The sequence below is a fragment of the Ideonella sp. genome, assembly GCF_036277275.1.
In the GTDB taxonomy this organism is placed as follows: Bacteria; Pseudomonadota; Gammaproteobacteria; order Burkholderiales; family Burkholderiaceae_C; genus Ideonella.
The window spans coordinates 1-17,721 of the sequence record NZ_DASUNH010000105.1; the positions used below are offsets into that span (position 1 = coordinate 1).

9 protein-coding genes are annotated in these 17,721 nt (G+C 67.4%); 4 read left to right on the forward strand and 5 right to left on the reverse strand.

The window, feature by feature from the left end; genetic code table 11:
* The 5 genes from VFY73_RS17950 to VFY73_RS17970 all read right to left on the reverse strand — a co-directional run.
* Window positions 1–6,004 (reverse strand): SpvB/TcaC N-terminal domain-containing protein (locus VFY73_RS17950; RefSeq protein ID WP_329721256.1); only part of this gene is annotated, 6,004 nt, incomplete at its 3' end.
* A 140-nt stretch (window positions 6,005–6,144) separates the two neighbouring features.
* Window positions 6,145–8,853 (reverse strand): serine/threonine-protein kinase, encoded by a 2,709-nt coding sequence (locus tag VFY73_RS17955; RefSeq protein WP_329721258.1) that lies wholly within the window; start codon window positions 8,851–8,853, stop codon window positions 6,145–6,147.
* Between the two features lie 41 nt (window positions 8,854–8,894).
* On the reverse strand, window positions 8,895–9,551 hold the full coding sequence (locus VFY73_RS17960) for an ECF-type sigma factor (RefSeq protein ID WP_329721260.1): 657 nt from the start codon (window positions 9,549–9,551) through the stop codon (window positions 8,895–8,897).
* A gap of 85 nt (window positions 9,552–9,636) precedes the next feature.
* A complete protein-coding gene (locus VFY73_RS17965; protein WP_329721262.1) occupies window positions 9,637–10,584 on the reverse strand; it encodes a DUF2145 domain-containing protein in 948 nt (315 codons plus the stop codon).
* Entirely contained in the window at window positions 10,581–11,045 is a 465-nt protein-coding gene (locus VFY73_RS17970) for a hypothetical protein (RefSeq protein WP_329721264.1), read from the reverse strand. Before VFY73_RS17970 ends, VFY73_RS17965 begins: the two co-directional genes overlap by 4 nt.
* Window positions 11,046–11,460: 415 nt before the next feature.
* On the opposite strand from VFY73_RS17970, the gene VFY73_RS17975 reads away from it, so the two are divergent.
* The 4 genes from VFY73_RS17975 (at window position 11,461) to VFY73_RS17990 (ending at window position 17,713) form a co-directional block, all read left to right on the forward strand.
* The gene (locus VFY73_RS17975) at window positions 11,461–14,004 is read left to right on the forward strand and encodes a PAS-domain containing protein (RefSeq protein ID WP_329721266.1); all 2,544 of its coding nucleotides are present in this window, start codon (window positions 11,461–11,463) and stop codon (window positions 14,002–14,004) included.
* 221 nt (window positions 14,005–14,225) lie between these two features.
* Complete coding sequence (locus VFY73_RS17980) at window positions 14,226–15,761, forward strand: methyl-accepting chemotaxis protein (RefSeq protein ID WP_329721268.1); 1,536 nt, start codon at window positions 14,226–14,228, stop codon at window positions 15,759–15,761.
* Window positions 15,762–15,839: 78 nt separating this feature from the next.
* Entirely contained in the window at window positions 15,840–16,196 is a 357-nt protein-coding gene (locus tag VFY73_RS17985) for a hypothetical protein (protein WP_329721270.1), read from the forward strand.
* Window positions 16,197–16,276: 80 nt separating this feature from the next.
* Window positions 16,277–17,713, forward strand: a complete 1,437-nt coding sequence (locus VFY73_RS17990; RefSeq protein WP_329721273.1) for a hypothetical protein — start codon at window positions 16,277–16,279, stop codon at window positions 17,711–17,713.
* Window positions 17,714–17,721 lie beyond the last annotated feature (8 nt).

Consider the following 17,721-nt stretch of genomic DNA (forward strand, 5'->3'; position numbering starts at 1 on the left):
ACGCGATGCCACCCCCGCCCAGGTCCACGCGCCGCAACTGGTCGCGGAAATCCCAGGCCATGCCGCTCAGGTGCGGCATCGCGGTCATGTTGCCGTGGGCGTCGTAGGGGAAGCGTTGTGGTTCGTTGTCACCGACCACCACGCTGCTCAGGCGGTTGCTCAGTTTGCTCGGCTCGATCAGGCTGGCTTCGTCGTAGCTGCAGCCGCGCGTCCAGTTGCCATTCGCCGCCTGGTGAACCAGCTGCACGATGTTGCCGACCGGGTCGTATGAGTACCGCTCGACATAGCGGCGCATCGCCTGGCCGTCGCTCGGGTGCGACAGGTTGACGCGAAAGGCATCGTTCCAGCTCGTCTCGGGTTGCGAGACCTGGCCGATGTGCTCTCGCCCTTCGGCAACCAGCAGACGGTAGAGCGCGTCGTAGGTGTAGTCGGCGCTGGCCGTGACGACCTGGTTCCTGAAGTAGATCGTCTGCTGGGCCGCGTCTTCGATGTGCGTGATGTTGCCGGCCGGGTCGTACACATAGGCCAGGTCTTGCAGCGCTTCGCCGCCGCGCAGCGTCTGGCAATGCGTGAGCCGCAGGGTCAGCGGGTCGTAGGCATGGTCGGTGCGCAGCCCGTTGCCGTAGGCGATGCTCGTGCGCTGGCCCTTGGCGTCGTAGTCGATGTTGGTGACGAAGGGTGTGGCCGACGTCGCGCCGCGCGATTGCACCCACGTCGCTTCCAACAAGCCCGCGGTATTGAAGCGCGGCCGGGTCTCGCTGCCATCGGGCGCGGTCAGCACGATCGGCCGGTTCAGCGCGTCGTAGGCCGTGCTGCTGGCGAAGACTTTGGGTTCGAGTGCCGGGTTGGTCGACCAATCCAGCGTGCTCTTGTAGTCGGCGGCCAGTTGCCGCTTGCCGCTGAGCAGGTTGCCCTTGAAGTCGTAAGCCTCGCTGGTCGACACCCCCGCCTGGTCGAAGTGCTGGAAGACCTTGCCACGCAGGTTGCGCGCTTCGACATCGACCTCGCCTTCGCCATACGCGGTGCGGCCGATCAGCTTCTCTGCACCGCTGCCCTCTTGCAAGAAGATCTCGAGCGGCCTGCGCAGCGCGTCAAAGGTGTTGCGGAACCGGTGCTCGCGGCTGTCCCACGCGAAGGCGGGTTGCCCGCCCGCGTCATTGAACATCCAGCGCTCACCCGCCTCCATGCTGGCCTGGTGGATGCGCACACCGAGCATGTCGAAGCCGTAGCGCATGACGACGCGGCCGTTGGCGTCGATGACTTCGCGCTGATTGCCTTCGATATCGAGCAGCACCCGGCTCGCGTGCTGCTCGTCGACAGTGTTGCCGTCCCGCTCGAAACGGTTGTGGGCGATCGTCAGGAACGGTCGGCCCAGCGCATCGGCATGGGCCACCGAGGGCGTGGCCGCGTGCACCGCTGTCTTGGCGGCGGCGGCCCGCTCGGCATCGCCGAACCCGCCGCCGTGGCGCTGCGCGAACCATGTGGGCAGGTAGTCGGTCGCGACGAGTCGCTGGAAGAAGCCGCCGACATCGGCGTCGTCCGCCGGGTCTTCGATCGACGCGGTGTCGTTGACGTCCCAGCTGGCCTGCTGCCACGGATCGAACACCACCTTCTCCCAGCTGTGATTCGGGTGCAGCGTGGCCACCACCCGTGCCAGCGGGTCGTAGAACAAGGTCGAGCTGACACCGACCCGGTGATCGAAGCGGAAGGCGTGCGTGTCGTCGAAAAACGGCTCGAACTGCTTGATCGGCTTGCCCTTATTGTTGAACAAGGTCCAGCCGGTGCCGACCCAGCGCGAGCTGACCACAGGGCCACCATCGGCCAACGGGCCAGGTTCCGCGGGCACCTTCTTCTGGATCTCGCGCCCAGTGCCGTCGGAATAGCTGAGGCTCAGCTGGACCTTCAAGCCATCGTCGGGCGGCGTATCGCTGGCGTGCGTCTCGCGCGCCACCACCGCGGCGAACACAGGCTGCTGCTCCCGCTGGTAGCGCGCCAGGTCGTAGACGATGCGCGTGGTGGCCGAGCCAATCAGCGCGATCGTGTTGGCCAGTGGGTCGGCCAGGAAGGCGGCCCGTTGCGACGGCGTCAGGTTCGGCTCGAACTCCGCCAGGCTGTCGCCCACGGTTTCACCCGCCTTGCCCATCACCGCGCTGCCGGCCACCAGGCCCAGCGTGTCGAAGATCACCTCGCTACGGTTGCCGTTGGGGTCGGTCAAGCGGCGCGGCTGAAGCACCCGGTAGTCCACTTCGGCCAGGCTGCGGTTGCCCAGGGCATCGACGCTCTCGGTGGTCAGCATCACGTACGCGTCGGTGACGGTGAGTGCTGCATTGCCGAACACATCGACCGCACGCTGCGCGGCAAAGAAGTGCTTCTGCGCAAAGGCCAGTTCTTCGGCCGGTGTGTCGCTCAGCCCAGGCGAATAGAAGACCCGCCCGGAAGGGATCCACCACGTGCCCTGGTCTTCATCTCGCACATAGCGGCAATCGCCCAGCATCGCGTCGTCGACGCGGTCACCGTAGATCTGCTCCAGCAGGCCCGGCGTGAACGCGAGCTTCCTGCTTTCGCCCGGCAGCGCCAGCGGTTCGAGCGCGCCGAGTGGCAACAAGCCGCTCAGATCATCCTTGCGATAGCAGGTGCGGGACTGCTCGATCAAGCGCTTCTGTGGGGTGATCCCATCGGCTTGCTCTTCGTAGCCGAGGCTCTGAGCGTCGTTGATGCGGGCGAAATCACCCGCCCGCCATTCGGCGTGGCTGAAGCGCGGCGCCCCGGGAACGATCGGCGCGAAGCCGGTCAATTCGTGGCTGAAGCTCTCGCACGGCGCCGGCGCACGGTGCGCATCCGGGTAGACCTGCGGGTCGTCGATGGCTTGGGTGTAACGCGCCTCGGTGTAGCTGATCAGCGTCCTGGTTTGCCGCTCGCGATCAGCATCGGTCGGCAAGCCCGAATCGCCGCGCCGACGCCCATAGCCAATGCTCAGTGTCTTCAACGGGTTGCCAAACGCGTCCACCGCCAGTGTCAGCTCATGGCCGATCCGCGGGTCGGCGGGGTTGCGTTCGTAGTGGTAGCTCAGGCTCTCCAGCTGGTGGCTGAAGTAGACGGCGTGGTGGTTGTCCGCCCGGGGCTGAAGCTGTGCCACCTGGTAGCGGCTTTCGCCAACCTGATACGGGTGCGCGGCTTTCGCGTTGCCATCGTGCGCATACACCTCGATGCGCAGCTGCGCCCCGCGCAGCGCGCGGTAGGCCTCGGCCGGTGTGTCACCGGTCTCGACGGCGTGCTCCTCCAGCGGCACCGCCTGGTCGTCCTGCCCGTAGTACTCCTGCTGGAAACGCTGGGTCAGGTCGCGGTAGTCGAAAGGCTGGCTGCCGCGGCTGTCGAAGTAGACACCGGTGTGGAACCAGGTTCGCGTCTCCACGGGCGGCGCGTGGAACGCCGGGTCGGCGTTGGTGAACGGGACGTCATCGCCATGCAAGCCGAGGTCCAGGAAGTCTTCGAACGACTCGGTGTCGAACTGGTCGACCCGGCCGAAGCCGCAGAACTCGCGCTCGCGACCATCGTAGTGACCATGGTGGTACTGGTAGGTCGTTACTTGCTTGGTCTGGCCGATGTGATCGATGGCCTCCACCTTGTCCACCACCTGCACCGGGAACGGCAACGTCGTCAGCCAGGGGGTGCCGTTGGCCTGGTCTTGCAAGAAGTAGCGCGTCGACGAGGCATAGCTGACGCGGATCGTCGAGCCCATGTTGTTGTCCATGCCGATCAGGACATACGGCTTCACGCCACCGCAGAAGTCGAGCGCCTTGTAGTGCCCATCGCCGGCATCGACGAAGTCGTGGCTCCACAGCAGCGTGGCCGTTCCGGTGCCGAATACATCGGCGAACTCCACCGCGCTGGCGTCGCTGGTGCTCGGCGTTCCCACGATGGTTTGGCGCTCGCTCCAGGCATTGCCCGACTGGTTGAACCAGAAGTGCACCCGCTGGAAGTCGACGTAGACCAGGTCGGCGCAGCCGGTGCCGTTCAGGTCGGCGAGCATGAGCCGCTTGGGGTCGAAGTTGGCGTTCAGGCGCGGCGCGTTGGCCATCGTGACGCGCGGCCCGAAGCGGCCGTAGCCCAGGTTGGGCCAGTAGTCGATGCGGCCCTCGTGAACGAGCACGATGTCGGTCAGGCCATCGCCAGTCATGTCGGCCAGCCGCACACGCCCGGTCGAGTCGTCGAAGAAGACGTCGGGGAACTGGGCCAGGTCGTGAATGCGCGCAATGCCCTGCGCGGCCCCGAAACCCTTCTCGCCCAGGCATTCGAACCACAGGAACTGTTGGTCGCGAGTCAGCAAGGCGTCGGCCCGGCCATCGCCGGTCAGGTCCAGCATGCGCAGGTTGGGGTCGCCCGGCAGGAAGCCGGGCACGGTCTCATAGGGCGTGAACTGCTTCCACGCGCCGTCGGGCGTCGTCTCGAAGAAGCCGGGCAACGGGCCGGTGTTGACCAGCAAGTCGACGATCCCGTTGCCGGCCATGTCGCCGAAACCGACGCCGGGCTGGCTGAGCGACAAGCCGGCCGGCATCTGCGGCAGCAGGCGCGGGCGGTCCAGCACGCCGTTGCCCAGGTTGCGCCAGTAGCGAATGCCATTCGGGCCGGTGTGCAGGATGTCCGGCAGGCCGTCGCCGAACAGGTCGACCAGCGCCATGTTCGGGTCTCTCAGCGGCAGCGAAGGCATGTCACCGCCCAGTGCCTTCAGCGGCTGATAGCGCTGCTCGTGCGGCTTGAACGGCGCGTAGTCGAAGGTGACCGGAGGCATGCTGGCCGCGCGGTAGACGCCAGCGCCGTCCTTGTCGTAGCCGGTCACCGTGACGGCGCTCAGCAGCGACGCCTGCGTGTCAGGGTCGGTGCTGTAGCTGAAGTCGGTGGAGCGAACCAGCGTCGGCCCACCCAGCTCGGCGAAGTGATGGAACATCAAGACGCGCTGGCAGCGCCGCAGCGTGCGGATGTCGAAGCCAGCCCGGCAGTGCGAGAAGCGGTCGGATCGGATCGGCGCGAGGCGTCCGGTCGACGACGTCTGGGGGTCGGCGCCGAAAAGCTCTTGCCGGGCCTCAGGCAGCGGCGACGGATGCGGCAGGCAGGTGGGGCCGTCCCAATCGCCGTAGTCGAACACCGCCTCGAACGCATAGCGGCGGCCGTTGCGCAGATGCCCCACGGCCGAACCGTCAGCGTAGGTGATCGGTTGCCCTTGCGCATCCAGCAGCGGCTCGGGCAGGTTGCCGTAGTAGATGCGGCGCGGGTAGCGCTGCGTGGCGATGCGACCTTGTTCGAAGGCTTCGGGCAACCGTCCGTCGGGGCTGCCACCGCGATACAACGCCGGGTCATCGGCGGCGTACTCGAAAAGGCCGTGGTTGCCCAGCGCATCGAAGGTCTCTTGCAGCAGCCATTCGTAGACGCGCCCGTCATCGGCCGGGTCGGTCAGGCGAGAGGTGGCGGTGTTGCCGAAGAGGCTGGTAACGTTGTCCTTGGTGATCGTGCGCCAGTGCGTTTCGCCGGTGCCGGTGTGCACCCAGCGCTCGATCCGCGCGAACAGGCCCTCCGTGCGGGGGCGGTAGAGAAACACCAGGTGGTCCGATCGCTCGATCGGGTCCAGCGGCACCCAACTCGACTCGCCGCTGTCAAGGTCGACCACCTGTTTCAGGCAGCGGACCAGGTCTTCTGCACCGGACATGACGAACACATCGCCATCGCCGTAGCGGGGCAGGCCCTTCTCGGTCTTGCGCGTGATGCGCGGCAGCGACAACTGCCAGCCCAAGCCGAAGAGACCATTCCCGTGGCCGGAGCTGTAGCCAAGCGACAGCTTGGGGCCGAAACCGTGCCGGCCCGGTGACAGGGCAATCGGCACGCTGTGGTTGGCCGTGCCGCTGAAGAGATTGGCCTGAAACGTCTCGCCGATGCCTTTGATCGCGCCGCCGCCCTTGGGCAGCGAGATCGCCGCGCCTGCCGCGCCGGCCCCCGCCTGTTGCTGTTCCATCGTGTTCCCTTGCGTTGCCAGGGGCGGCGCGTTGAATCACGCGCCTGCCCACTGTGCTATTCGCAAGTGGCCGACAGGTTCTGCCAGCGCTTACCAATCGTTACTTCATCGGGTGCCTGTCGCACGCGGCGCCGTGAGGCTCAGTGAGTAGCGAGCAGGCGCCTGACTTCAATGACGGACGGTGCCTCGTCGCCCACGGTCGGCACGAGCTGGGCCAACGCCTCGTGCAGTACGGCAGCAGAAGCCTGGGCGTCGCCGCGTGCACGCAAGGCGCTACCCTGCGCCAACAGCGCACTGCCCAGCCATTCGCTGTGGTTGAAGCCAACCGCAGCCGAACGCGCCTGTTGCACGGCACGCTCGGCGACTTCCAGCGCAGTCTCGACGCGTCCCAGCTGCAGTTCGGCGCGCGCCAGCAGCGTCAGGGCACGGATTCGAGCCGGCTCGCCGCGCTCCGGGGCGCCGTAGATCGACACGGCCCGTTCGAGCAGTGGCTTGGCGCGCTCGGGTTGGCCGGCGTCGAGCAGCATTCGCGCATGGCTGATGTCGGCGTAGCCAAGGGACGCGTGGCTCGGCGGCAACAGCGCCGCCATGCTGTCGCGCGCCGCTTCGATTCGCTGCTCGCATCGAGGCAACTCACCGGGCGCGCACCAGCCGAAGGAGGCGATCGAAAACGGCGGGCTGCGTGAATCGCCGCGCTCGGCGGCCAACGCCAACCCTTGCGCAAGCGCTTGCTGCGCTTCGGCCACGCGACCGATATCGAGCAACGCCCTGGCTCGATTGCCGAAGCTCGCAGCTCCGCTGGCGGTGGTGCCGTCGTGCAGGTCTCCAATCGCACCATTGAACGCCGCCAATGCACGCAGTGGATCACCCGCGCGTGAGAACAGCACGCCTTTGTTGTTGAGCAGGGTCTGCACGCCGATCGTGTTGGAGCGACCCATCGCCTTCAACTCGTCGATCGCCGCCTGAATCTGCTCGATCGCCAAGGCCAGGTCGCCGGTCTTGGCCAGCGCACCAGCCAGGCCTTGGCGCATGGCAACCTGCAGTGCGCGGTTGCCGGGGCGAGACGCTCCCATCAGCGCAAGCGCCTCGCGCTCATCGGTCATGGCTTGCAGGTTCTCGCCAAGGTCAAAGGCTCGTATCGCGCGAACGTGGTGGCAGTAGGCCAGCGCCACCGTGTCGCTGCCGGGTTGCGCACGCAACATGGCCATCGCCTGCTCGAAGCGTGCCGCGGCGCGCTTGCTGTCGGGCTCCAGGCCGGTCTCGGCGGCCTTCGCGCACTCGGCCTGGGCCTGCAGGTCGATGTCACCAGCCTGCTGCGCCGCCACGCCGGCCTGGGCGAGCAGCTCGAGCGTCGCGTCCTGCGCATCGATCTCACCATAGAGGTCAGCCAGGGTCAGCTGCAGCCGGGCCCTGACGGCGGGGTTGCCGGCGAACTGGGCGTTGGCCATCTCGCGGGCGCGGTCGAGCAGTTCGAGGGTGCTGAGCGGCCGATTCGCCGTGGTGCTGATCAGGAAGCCCAGGAACTCCTCCACCGCCTCGGTCTGCACCAGTTGTCGCAGGGCCCGGTCTCGTTCGTACTCGGCAACGCGCGCTTGCGACAACGTACCGGCCAGGCCAGCCACGACGGCTGCCGTGCTGAGCGCGCCAGCGCCGACCATCACCCGGTGCCGCCGTGCAAACTTGCCCCACCGGTAGGGCCAGGCGTGGGCCCGCGCGGTCACCGGCTCGTGGTTGCGGTGGCGCCGCAGGTCTTCAGCCAGCGCGTCGACGGTGGGATAGCGCTGCGGTGGGGCCTTGGCCAGCGCACGGGCAACGATGTTCGACAGGTCACCGCGAAGACGACGGGTCAGCCCGTTGAGCGTCGTCTCGCGCAACGCCGCCGCCTCTGCGCTGCAAGCGGCCGACAGGCGTGCCGGCTCCGACTCCAGCGTCGCCTGCATCACCTGCTGCACGGTGGCGTGGTCGGCTGCCGTGGGATGCCGGCCTGCGAGCAATTGGTACAGCAGCACACCGAGTGCGTAGACATCGGTCGCGGTGGTCACCGGCTCGCCGCGCCATTGTTCGGGCGCCGCGTATTCGGGTGTCAACGACTGGCCGCCGCCTTCGCGGGTGATGGCGGTCGCTTCGGCGTTCCAGGCCTGGTCTTCGAGGATCTTCGCAATGCCGAAGTCGAGCAGCTTGACCTGCCCTTGCCGGTCGACCAGGATGTTCGTCGGCTTGATGTCGCGGTGGATGACGAGGTGGCTGTGCGCATGCGACACCGCGGCAAGCACGTCATCGAACAGGCTCAACCGCTGCTCGACGCTCAGGCGCTGGTGGTCGCAATGGTGGTCGATCCGCTCGCCATCCACCCATTCGAGCACCAGGTAGGGCTGCCCGCCATCGCTGACACCAGCGTCCAGCAGGTGCGCAATGTTCGGGTGCGTCAGGCGGGCGAGGATCGAGCCTTCGCGGCGAAAGCGTTGGGCCGGCGCATGGCCCACCAGCGACAGGTGCAACAGCTTGACGGCCACCTGCGCGTCGAAGCGCCCATCGTTGCGATGGGCCCGCCAGACGCTGCCAGTACCACCGTGGCCCAATGGCGCAACGAGCGTGTAGGGCCCCAGCCTCTGGCCGGCCAACGTGGGCGGCGCGGCTTCAGTGGCCGCATCGGCCGCAGCGTCTTCGAGAAAGTGCTCGCCGCCGGCACGTTGGTGTGCTGCGTGGAGCGCTGCCAGTTCGCCGGCGAGTGTCGGGTGCTCGCCCAACAGAGCACCCAAACGCAACGCCTGCTGCGCCGGTGCCAGGTCCAGCAGTTCGTCGAGCAATGGGCTCAAGCGCTGCCAGCGTTGCCGATCCGGCATGTTCATGCGATGACCTCCTTGGCGGCGCCAGCTGCGCCCGTCGGTTGTCAACCAGAGGTCATCGCCCGGTACAGCAGCGCCCTCGCCTTGTCCCACTGCCGATGCACCGTGCGCACCGAGGCGCCTCGTTGTGCAGCGATTTCACCCATCGAGAAGCCACAGAAGAAGCGCAGGTCGACCACCTGGGCCAGGTCCGGCTCGAGTTCGGCCAGCTCATCCAGCGCGTCGCTGATGCGATCCAGCACCTGGGCATCGGGCAGGTCCTCGGCCGTTTCGGCGTCCAGCACGGTGATCTGGACACCGCCGCCACGCTTGATCGCGCCTCGCGCCCGAATCCGGTCGATCACCAGGCCGCGCATGGCGCGCGCCGCGTAGGCCATGAAGTGGCCTTCGTCGTGAAACTCGGATCGATCGCGCTGCGCCAAGGACAGATAGGCCTCGTGCAGCACAGTGGTCGTGCTCAACTGGCCCAGCGCGCCATGACGCCGGGCCTCGCGGTGCGCGACTCGGTGCAGTTCGGCGTACAGCGAAGCGAAGCGTGGATCGTGCGCCCGCTTCCCCCCGGAAGCGGCGCCACCCGCAACATCGGGCTCAGCGTGGCAGGATTCGTTCAACGGCGACTCCAGCGAAGTGCGGCAACGCGCGACTGTCGTCGAGCACCTCGGCGGGGCCCATCCCCCGCATGGGGGTGGTCTCCGAGGCAACCTTTTCGTGCGTCAACGGCACGCGCCTGGCGATGCGCCCGCGCTGGATCCCCGACGTTCCCGAGAAGCCGAACGCGACAGGCGCTCAGTCGAGGCTGATCACCGTGTCGCCCTCGGCAGGCAAGCAGCCTTCGGCGATCGGCTCCCACCCGCGCCGCACCACCACACGGCGGCCGGCGTGACACAGCTCAACCCGTGTTGCGCCGGGTGCCTGCGCACGCACGAAGGCCTCGATCGAGGCCGGCATCGACACCCTGTAGACGGCGTTGGCCAGGTCATCGGCCGGATGGTCGTCGCTGTGCAGCCAGGGGATGAACGCGCCGAACCACATCAGGGGGCGCAACAGGTCGAAGGCAGTCGGTTCGTAGCCTTGCTGCTTCAGCCAGCGCTGCGCCTGCGCGCGCGGCGTGTCGGCATCACCCGGCTCATCCACCAGCGGCAGGCCGCCCCAGGCGCTGGCCAGCAGCTCCATCACCCACTGGTTGCAGTTCTGGTAGCGCAGGCTGTAGGGGTAGGCGTTGGCACTGTAGCCAGCGGCCAGCAGCTCCAACACCTGCGGCTTGCTCTGCGCCGTGCGTTCGAGCCGCGCGCCCGCATCCGCCGGCAGGAAGATCAGCGAGACATAGCCTTCGGCCGGGTTGTCGGTGCCGAGCAGAAAACCCGACACCCCCTGGTCGAAGATGCGCGGGCGCTGTTCATCGCAGGCGTAGTAGAGCTGGCGCACCGACCAGGGCCCGTTCGGGCTGGCCTGCAGGCTGACGCCCGCATGCGAGTAACGCAGGCCAAACCAGCTCAGGTCGAGCCCGGAGCGCGCCATCAGCGCCAGCGGCTGGCCCGAGGCTTCGAGCTCGGCCTTCACGACGCCAGCAAACCGGAACAGCGCGTCCTGCTCGTCGATGCTGACCTTGGCCTGGCGGTCGCAGAAGCGCAGCGACGCGGCCTGGGCCACGCCAACGCACGATGCCGCGACCAGCAACGCGACCGCCGCGACGCGGGCGGCGGTGAGCCGGCCCGCGGGGAAGCGAAGATTCAAAGCGTGACGGGGTTCGACGCCAGTTCGTGGTACCAGGCGTCTTCAAGTACCAGGAAGAAGGGTTGCCGGGTGTCGGCACGGGCGAATTCGACACCGTAGTCGCGGTTGCGCGCGCTGACCACCTGGCCCACCGCCACGCCGCCCATGTCGGCGGCCTTTTGCGGCAGGTACAGCTCGAAGGCTTCGCCTTCGCCGGCGGCAGGCTGCAGCTTCAGGCGCAGCGTGCCGGGGCGTTCTTCAGCGGCGGCCACCTCGATCACCTTGTAGTCGCCGTCGGCGGTGCGGTTCGGCCGGTCCGAGCTTTCGCTGGAGTTCTTGAACGAGTCCGACACACTGCCCACCGAGGTGGACAGGCTGTCAGACGCCGAAGATGCGGCCGAGCTGGCCGCCAGGGCCGGCAGCGTGGTGGTGGCCAGGGTCAGCAAAGCGGCCGAGGTGACGAAGCGGCGAATCGGGGTCATGACAACAGCACTCATCAAAGTTGCGTTGCGCGGATGATGCCTGAAGCGCCGAGGCGGCCCCGACGACACGGTGCAAGAAGGTGTCACAGCCGGGCGCCACCCACCGGCGCCACCGGCGGCTCGCCGCTCGATCCGGATATCCCGATGTGCGCAACAGTTGGCGCCATCCGTGTCGCCGAGCGCCCTTTTCGCCGTCACCGGTCAAGACAGCGGCGCCGGCGCCGATAGCGCTGTAACTGTGACCGTGCCGTCAGGCCGACACCCGTGGCCGCTCGCCTGACAGGTTCCGATCGCCCTGATTCGATCCGGCAGACGCCGACAACGGCGGACCTCCGCCAGCAAGCCCCAGGATGAACCCGCCTCCAGTGCTATTCGACAAGCAGTGATGTCGCGCTGCCCCACCGAGCAACAGGACATGCACGAATCGCCCCAGGACAACGCCGAAGACAACGCGAGCAAGCCGGCGTTCGACCATCGCACCGTTCTCGACAGCATGTTCGAGACGATGGAAGAAGGCGTCAGCGTCTTCGACGCCGATCTTCGGCTGGTCACGGTCAACCGGCGTTTTCGCGAGCTGTTGTCGTTCCCCGATGCGCTGTACGTGCCGGGAACGCCATTCGAGGCCTTCGTGCGCTTCAACGTCGAGCGCGGTGACTATGGGGCCGGCGACGTCGAGCAGCAGGTGCGTGAACGGGTCGAGATCGCGCGCAAGTTCGAAGCCCACCAGTTCGAACGCGAACGGCCTGACGGCACGATCCTCGAGGTACGGGGTCGCCCGCTGCCGGGCGGTGGCTTCGTCACGATCTACGCCGACATCACCCAGCGCGCCCGGGCCGAACGCGCGCTGCGCCAGGCCAATCTGCTGCTCGAGAAGACCTTCGAGACGATGGATCAGGGCATCAGCATCGCCGACAAGGATTTGACGATGCTGGGCATGAACCGGCGCTTTCGCGAGCTGCTGGACTTCCCCGAATCACTGTGCCAGCGGGGCACGCCTTTCGAAGCCTTCATCCGCTACAACGCCAAGCGTGGCGACTACGGGCAGGGCCTTGTCGAAGACCAGGTGCGCACACGCGTCGCGATCGCGAGCAAGTTCGAGCCGCATTGCTTCGAGCGCGAACGGCCCGACGGCACGGTGCTCGAGATCCGCGGCATGCCGATGCGCGAAGGCGGCTTCGTGACGATCTACACCGACGTCACGCAGCGCGCGCAGGCCGAACGCGCGATGCGCGACAGCGAGGCGCGCTTTCGCAGCCTGACCGAGCTGTCGTCCGACTGGTTCTGGGAGCAGGCCCCCGATCACCGCTTCACCCGGCTCGAAGGGCGGCACGCCGCCGGTGACAACACGGCCTTCGATGCGGAACTGGGCAAGACCTGGTGGGAACTCGGCTACGAGATCGAAGAGGGCTGGGAAGCGCACCACCAGGTGCTGGCCGAACAGAAGCCGTTTCGCGACGTGGTGATGCGGCGCACGCCGCCGGACGGCCCGGCCACCTACGTGCGTGTCAGCGGCACACCCATCCTGGCGCGCGATGGCAGCCTGGCCGGCTACCGCGGCGTGGGGCGCGACATCACGCAGCAGCGCGGTGCCGAAGAGCGCATCCGCTACCTGGCCACGCACGACGACCTGACCGGCCTGCCGAACCGGGTCTGGTTCAGTGAGCTGTTGCAGCTGGCGATCCAGCGGGCGGGTCGCCATGGGCGGCAATTTGCCGTGCTGTTCATCGACCTGGACCAGTTCAAGTCGATCAACGACACGCTGGGCCACGGGGTCGGCGACGAGCTGCTGAGGGCCGTCGCGCAGCGGCTGAAGTCTTGCCTGCGCAGCGCAGACGTGGTGGCCAGACTGGGCGGCGACGAGTTCGTCGTCTTGCTACAGGATCTGCACGGCAGCGACGACGCCGCTGCGGTGGCGCGCAAGATCCTGTCAGCGGTGGTCGAGCCGGTGCAGGTTCATGGCCTGCATTGCCGCGTGACGGCCAGCATCGGCATCTGCCTGTTCCCGGACGATGCGCAGGACGAGCACACGCTGATGAAGAACGCCGACATCGCGATGTACTCGGCGAAGGACCAGGGCAAGAACAACTTCCAGTTCCATTCGCGGGCCGTGACGGCGCAATCGCTCGAGCGCATGGCGATGGAGCTGCACCTGCGCAATGCACTGCCGCGCCAGGAACTCGCCCTGCACTACCAGGCCAAGGTCGACCTGAACACCAACCAGATCACCGGCGTCGAGGCCCTGCTGCGCTGGAACAGCCCCGAGCTGGGGCCCGTCGGCCCGTCCCGGTTCATTCCGGTGGCCGAGCAGAGCGGGCTCATCGTTCCAATCGGCCAGTGGGTGATGCGGCAGGCCTGTGCCCAGAACATGGCGTGGCAGCGCCAGGGCTTCGCGCGAATCGGCGTGTCGGTCAACCTGTCGGCGCGGCAGTTCATGCACGAGGGCCTGCTGGACGACATCACCGATGCGCTGCGCAGCGCCGACATGGACCCGTCCCTGCTTGAGCTTGAAATCACCGAAGGCATGGTGATGCACGACATCGAGCGCGTGGTGCAGCTGTTGCAGGCGATCAAGCGCATGGGCGTGCGCATCGCGATCGACGATTTCGGCACCGGCTATTCGTCGCTCGCGCACCTCAAGCGTTTTCCGGTCGACGTGATCAAGATCGACCGCTCGTTCATCCGCGACATCACGACCGACCCGGCCGACCGGACGATCACCGAAGCGATCATCGCGATGGGCAAGACGCTCAACCTGACCGTCGTCGCCGAGGGCGTGGAAACCGCGGAACAGCGCGATGTGCTGCGCGGCATCGCCTGCGACGAGATCCAGGGCTACTACTTCAGCCGGCCCGTGCCGCCGGAACAGGTGGCATCGTTGCTGCGGCACCAACCCGTGTCGGCAGTGGAAGCAAGCCCGATCTCGACCGCTGGCAGTGACCGGGCCGCCGTAAAGGCGTAAGGCGTAGATTCCCCGCCCGGCAAGCTGGGCGCTGCGTTGGGGCTGAAAAACTTGCCGATGGCCGTTTCGCAAACGGTTTCATGCCCCCCGGGGGCGGCTTTGACGCCAAATTGAACCGCTGCGGTCACGGTTTTCAGCCCTTGGTCCGAGAACCAAACCATCAAACTCGGCCCCGGCCAAGCGTCAAGGCCATTTTGGCGCGACGATGAAGCGGTACCACCATGATTCAACTCAACATCAAGACCCGGCTGGCGCTGCTGGTCAGCGCGCTGCTGGCGCTGCTGATCCTGTCGTCCTACAGCACGGTGCACCACGTCGACGACGCCCGGGACACCCTGCGCGACCTGTACAAGGACCGCGTGGTGCCGCTGAAGCAATTGAAGATGGTGGCCGACGCCTACGCGATCGGCATGGTCGACGCCGGCCACAAGGTGCGCGATGGCGCGATCACCGCCGAGGCCGGGATCAAGACACTGTCCGAAGCGCGGCAGCAGATCGATACCAACTGGAAGGCCTTCGTCGCCACCGAACTGACCGACGATGAACGCGTGTTGATTGCCAAGGCGTTGCCGTTGATGAAGCAGGCGGACCAGGCCGCCGAGAAGCTGCTGGGCCTGATGAAAGACGGTGCTCCTGAAGCGCTGCATGCCTTCACCGCAAAGGAGATGTACCCCGCGATCGACCCGATCGGCGACGTGGTGAACTCACTGGTGCAGGTTCAACTCGACGTTGCGGCGCACGAGTATGAGGCCAGCGAAGCCGAGACGGTCACCGTGCTGTGGAGCAACGTGCTGATGGCAACGGTGGCCGTGCTGGCTGCCGGGCTGCTGGCGTGGAGGCTGATCCGCTCGATCGTCAAGCCACTGGCGCAGGCCGTGAAGGTGGCCGAGGCGGTGGCCAATGGTGACCTGAGCCAGCACATCGACGTGCGCTCGCATGACGAAACGGGCCAGCTGCTGGCTGCACTGAAGCGCATGAACGAAGGCCTGGTCGTGATCGTCGGCCAGGTGCGCTCGAGTTCGGACTCGATCGCCACCGGCTCGGCGCAAATTGCCAACGGCAACGCGGACTTGAGCCAGCGTACCGAGGAACAGGCCAGCAACCTGCAGCAAACGGCAGCGTCGATGGAACAACTGGCAGCCACCGTCAAGCACAACGCCGACACCGCGCGCGCCGCCAACGAGCTGGCGTCCAGCGCATCGGGTGTGGCGGCGCAAGGCGGCCAGGTCGTCGGCCAGGTGGTGGCGACGATGGAGCAGATCACCGAGGCGTCGCGCCGCATTGCCGACATCATCGGCGTGATCGACGGCATCGCCTTCCAGACCAACATCCTCGCGCTGAACGCCGCCGTCGAGGCCGCCCGGGCCGGCGAGCAAGGCCGCGGCTTCGCGGTGGTGGCCGGCGAGGTGCGCTCGCTGGCCCAGCGCAGCGCGCAGGCCGCGAAAGAGATCAAGTCCCTGATCGGCGACAGCGTCGACAAGGTCGAGGCCGGCAGCCAGCTGGCCGGCGACGCGGGCCGCACGATGCAAGACATCGTGGCCCAGGTCCGCCGCGTGACCGACCTGATCGCCGAGATCAGCGCCGCCAGCCTGGAGCAAAGCCAAGGCATCGACCAGATCGGCAACGCCGTCGCCCAACTCGACCAGGTCACCCAGCAGAACGCCGCGCTGGTCGAAGAAAGCGCGGCGGCTGCCGAGAGCCTGAAGCAGCAGGCCGCCAGGATGAACGAGGTCGTCTCGGCGTTCCGCCTGGATTGAGCACCACCGCCAAGACACTCGTTGAACAACTCGGCTACACAGGAGTAGTGCGAGCCGACTAAGATCGCGGTCTTCGCCATGCGAGTCGACCGCCCCGCCCCCGCCTCACGCCGCCACCTTGCGTGGCTGCTGTGGCTTGCCTTGCTGCTGCCGTTGGCGCAGACGGCGGCGAACTGGCATGCGTTGTCGCACGCGGCGGCGTCTGCCATCGGCGGCGAGACCGACAGCGACAGCAAGGCGCTGCATGCGACGAGCTGCGCGCTGTGCCTCAGCGCCGCCGTCGTCGGCAGCGGTGCGCTGCCCAGTGCACCGGCGAGCCTGCTGCTGCCCACCGGCAGCCACGCGGCACCCCAGGCTGCCGACCACGGAGCCTCCCGCGCCGCCGACTGGCCGGCTTACCAAAGCCGCGCACCGCCCACCGTCATTCCCTGCTGATCGTTGCTCCCAGCGCCTGCTGGCCTGGCCCCAAGGGCGGCCGCCGGCGTGTCTGAACGCTTTCTCCTGGAATGAAGAACATGCATCTGCTGTGTCCGGCGGGCCTTGCGCTCGCCTTGGTTGCGCCCGCCAGTGCCGCGACGTCCACCCCTGCCCCATCAACGCCTGAAGCCCAGGCCACCAGCACCGACATCAAGGCGATTCGCCAAGAGATGGATGCGATGCGCACAGCCTACGAGGCGCGTCTGCAGGCCCTCGAGGCACGCCTGAAGGCCGCCGAAGCTGCCGCTGCGGCACCACCGCCGGCGGCCACGGCGGTTGTACCCGCGCCGGTGGCGCCGGTGGCCGCAGCGCCAGCCCCCGCTCCGGCGCCCACCGCTGTGGCCAATGCCGGCGGCAACACCTTCAACCCCGCGATCTCGTTGATCCTTTCGGGCCAATACGTCCGGCTGTCGCAGGACCCGGCCGACTTCGCCATCACCGGCTTCCAGTTGCCGGCCGACGCCGAGCTCGGCCCCGGCGAACGCGGCTTCGGCCTGGGCGAGACCGAGTTGCGCCTGTCCGCCAGCATCGACCCGTGGCTGCGCGGCGACGTGACGCTGGCCATCGCCGAAGATGGCGTGGAGGTCGAAGAGGCCTTCGTCGAGACGACCGCGCTGGACTACGGCTTCACGCTCCGTGGCGGCCGCTTCTTTTCCGGCATCGGCTACCTGAATCCGCAGCACGCCCACTCGTGGGACTTCGTCGACAACCCGCTGGCCTACCAGGCCTTGCTCGGCACCCAACACGGCAACGATGGCCTGCGCCTGACCTGGCTCGCGCCGACCGACCAGTACATCGAGCTGACCGCGGAGATCGGCCGCGGTGACAGCTTCCCCGGCGGCGGCAACGGGGGCCACGGCGTCGGTACATGGTCCCTCGGGGCCCACACGGGCGGCGACATGGGTGACAGCCACAGCTGGCGCGCCGGCGTGTCGATGCTCAGAGCCAAAGCCTGGGACCAGGAGCTGGCGGCGATCGATGTCAATGGCACCGCGGTCACCAACACCTTCACCGGCAAGGGCCGCGTGTGGGTGGCCGACGCGGTGTGGAAGTGGGCGCCGAACGGCAACGCGACGCGCACCAATTTCAAGCTGCAGGGCGAGTACCTGCGCAGCACGCGCAGCGGTGACCTCGTCTACGATCTGGATGGTGCCAACAGCGTCGGCGCCTACCGCGCCACGCAGTCGGGCTGGTACCTGCAGGGCATCTACCAGTTCATGCCGCGCTGGCGTGTCGGCCTGCGCACCGAGCAGCTGGACGCCGGCTCGCCCGACTACGGCGTGAACGCGGCGATCCTGGCCGGCACCGGTTACCAACCGCGCAAGAACACGCTGATGCTGGACTTCAGCCCGAGCGAGTTCTCGCGCTTTCGCCTGCAGTTCGGCCAAGACCGCTCGCGCGAGGGCGTGACCGACAACCAGATCTTCCTGCAATACCAGATGAGCCTCGGCGCGCACGGCGCCCACGGCTTCTGACCTTTGAT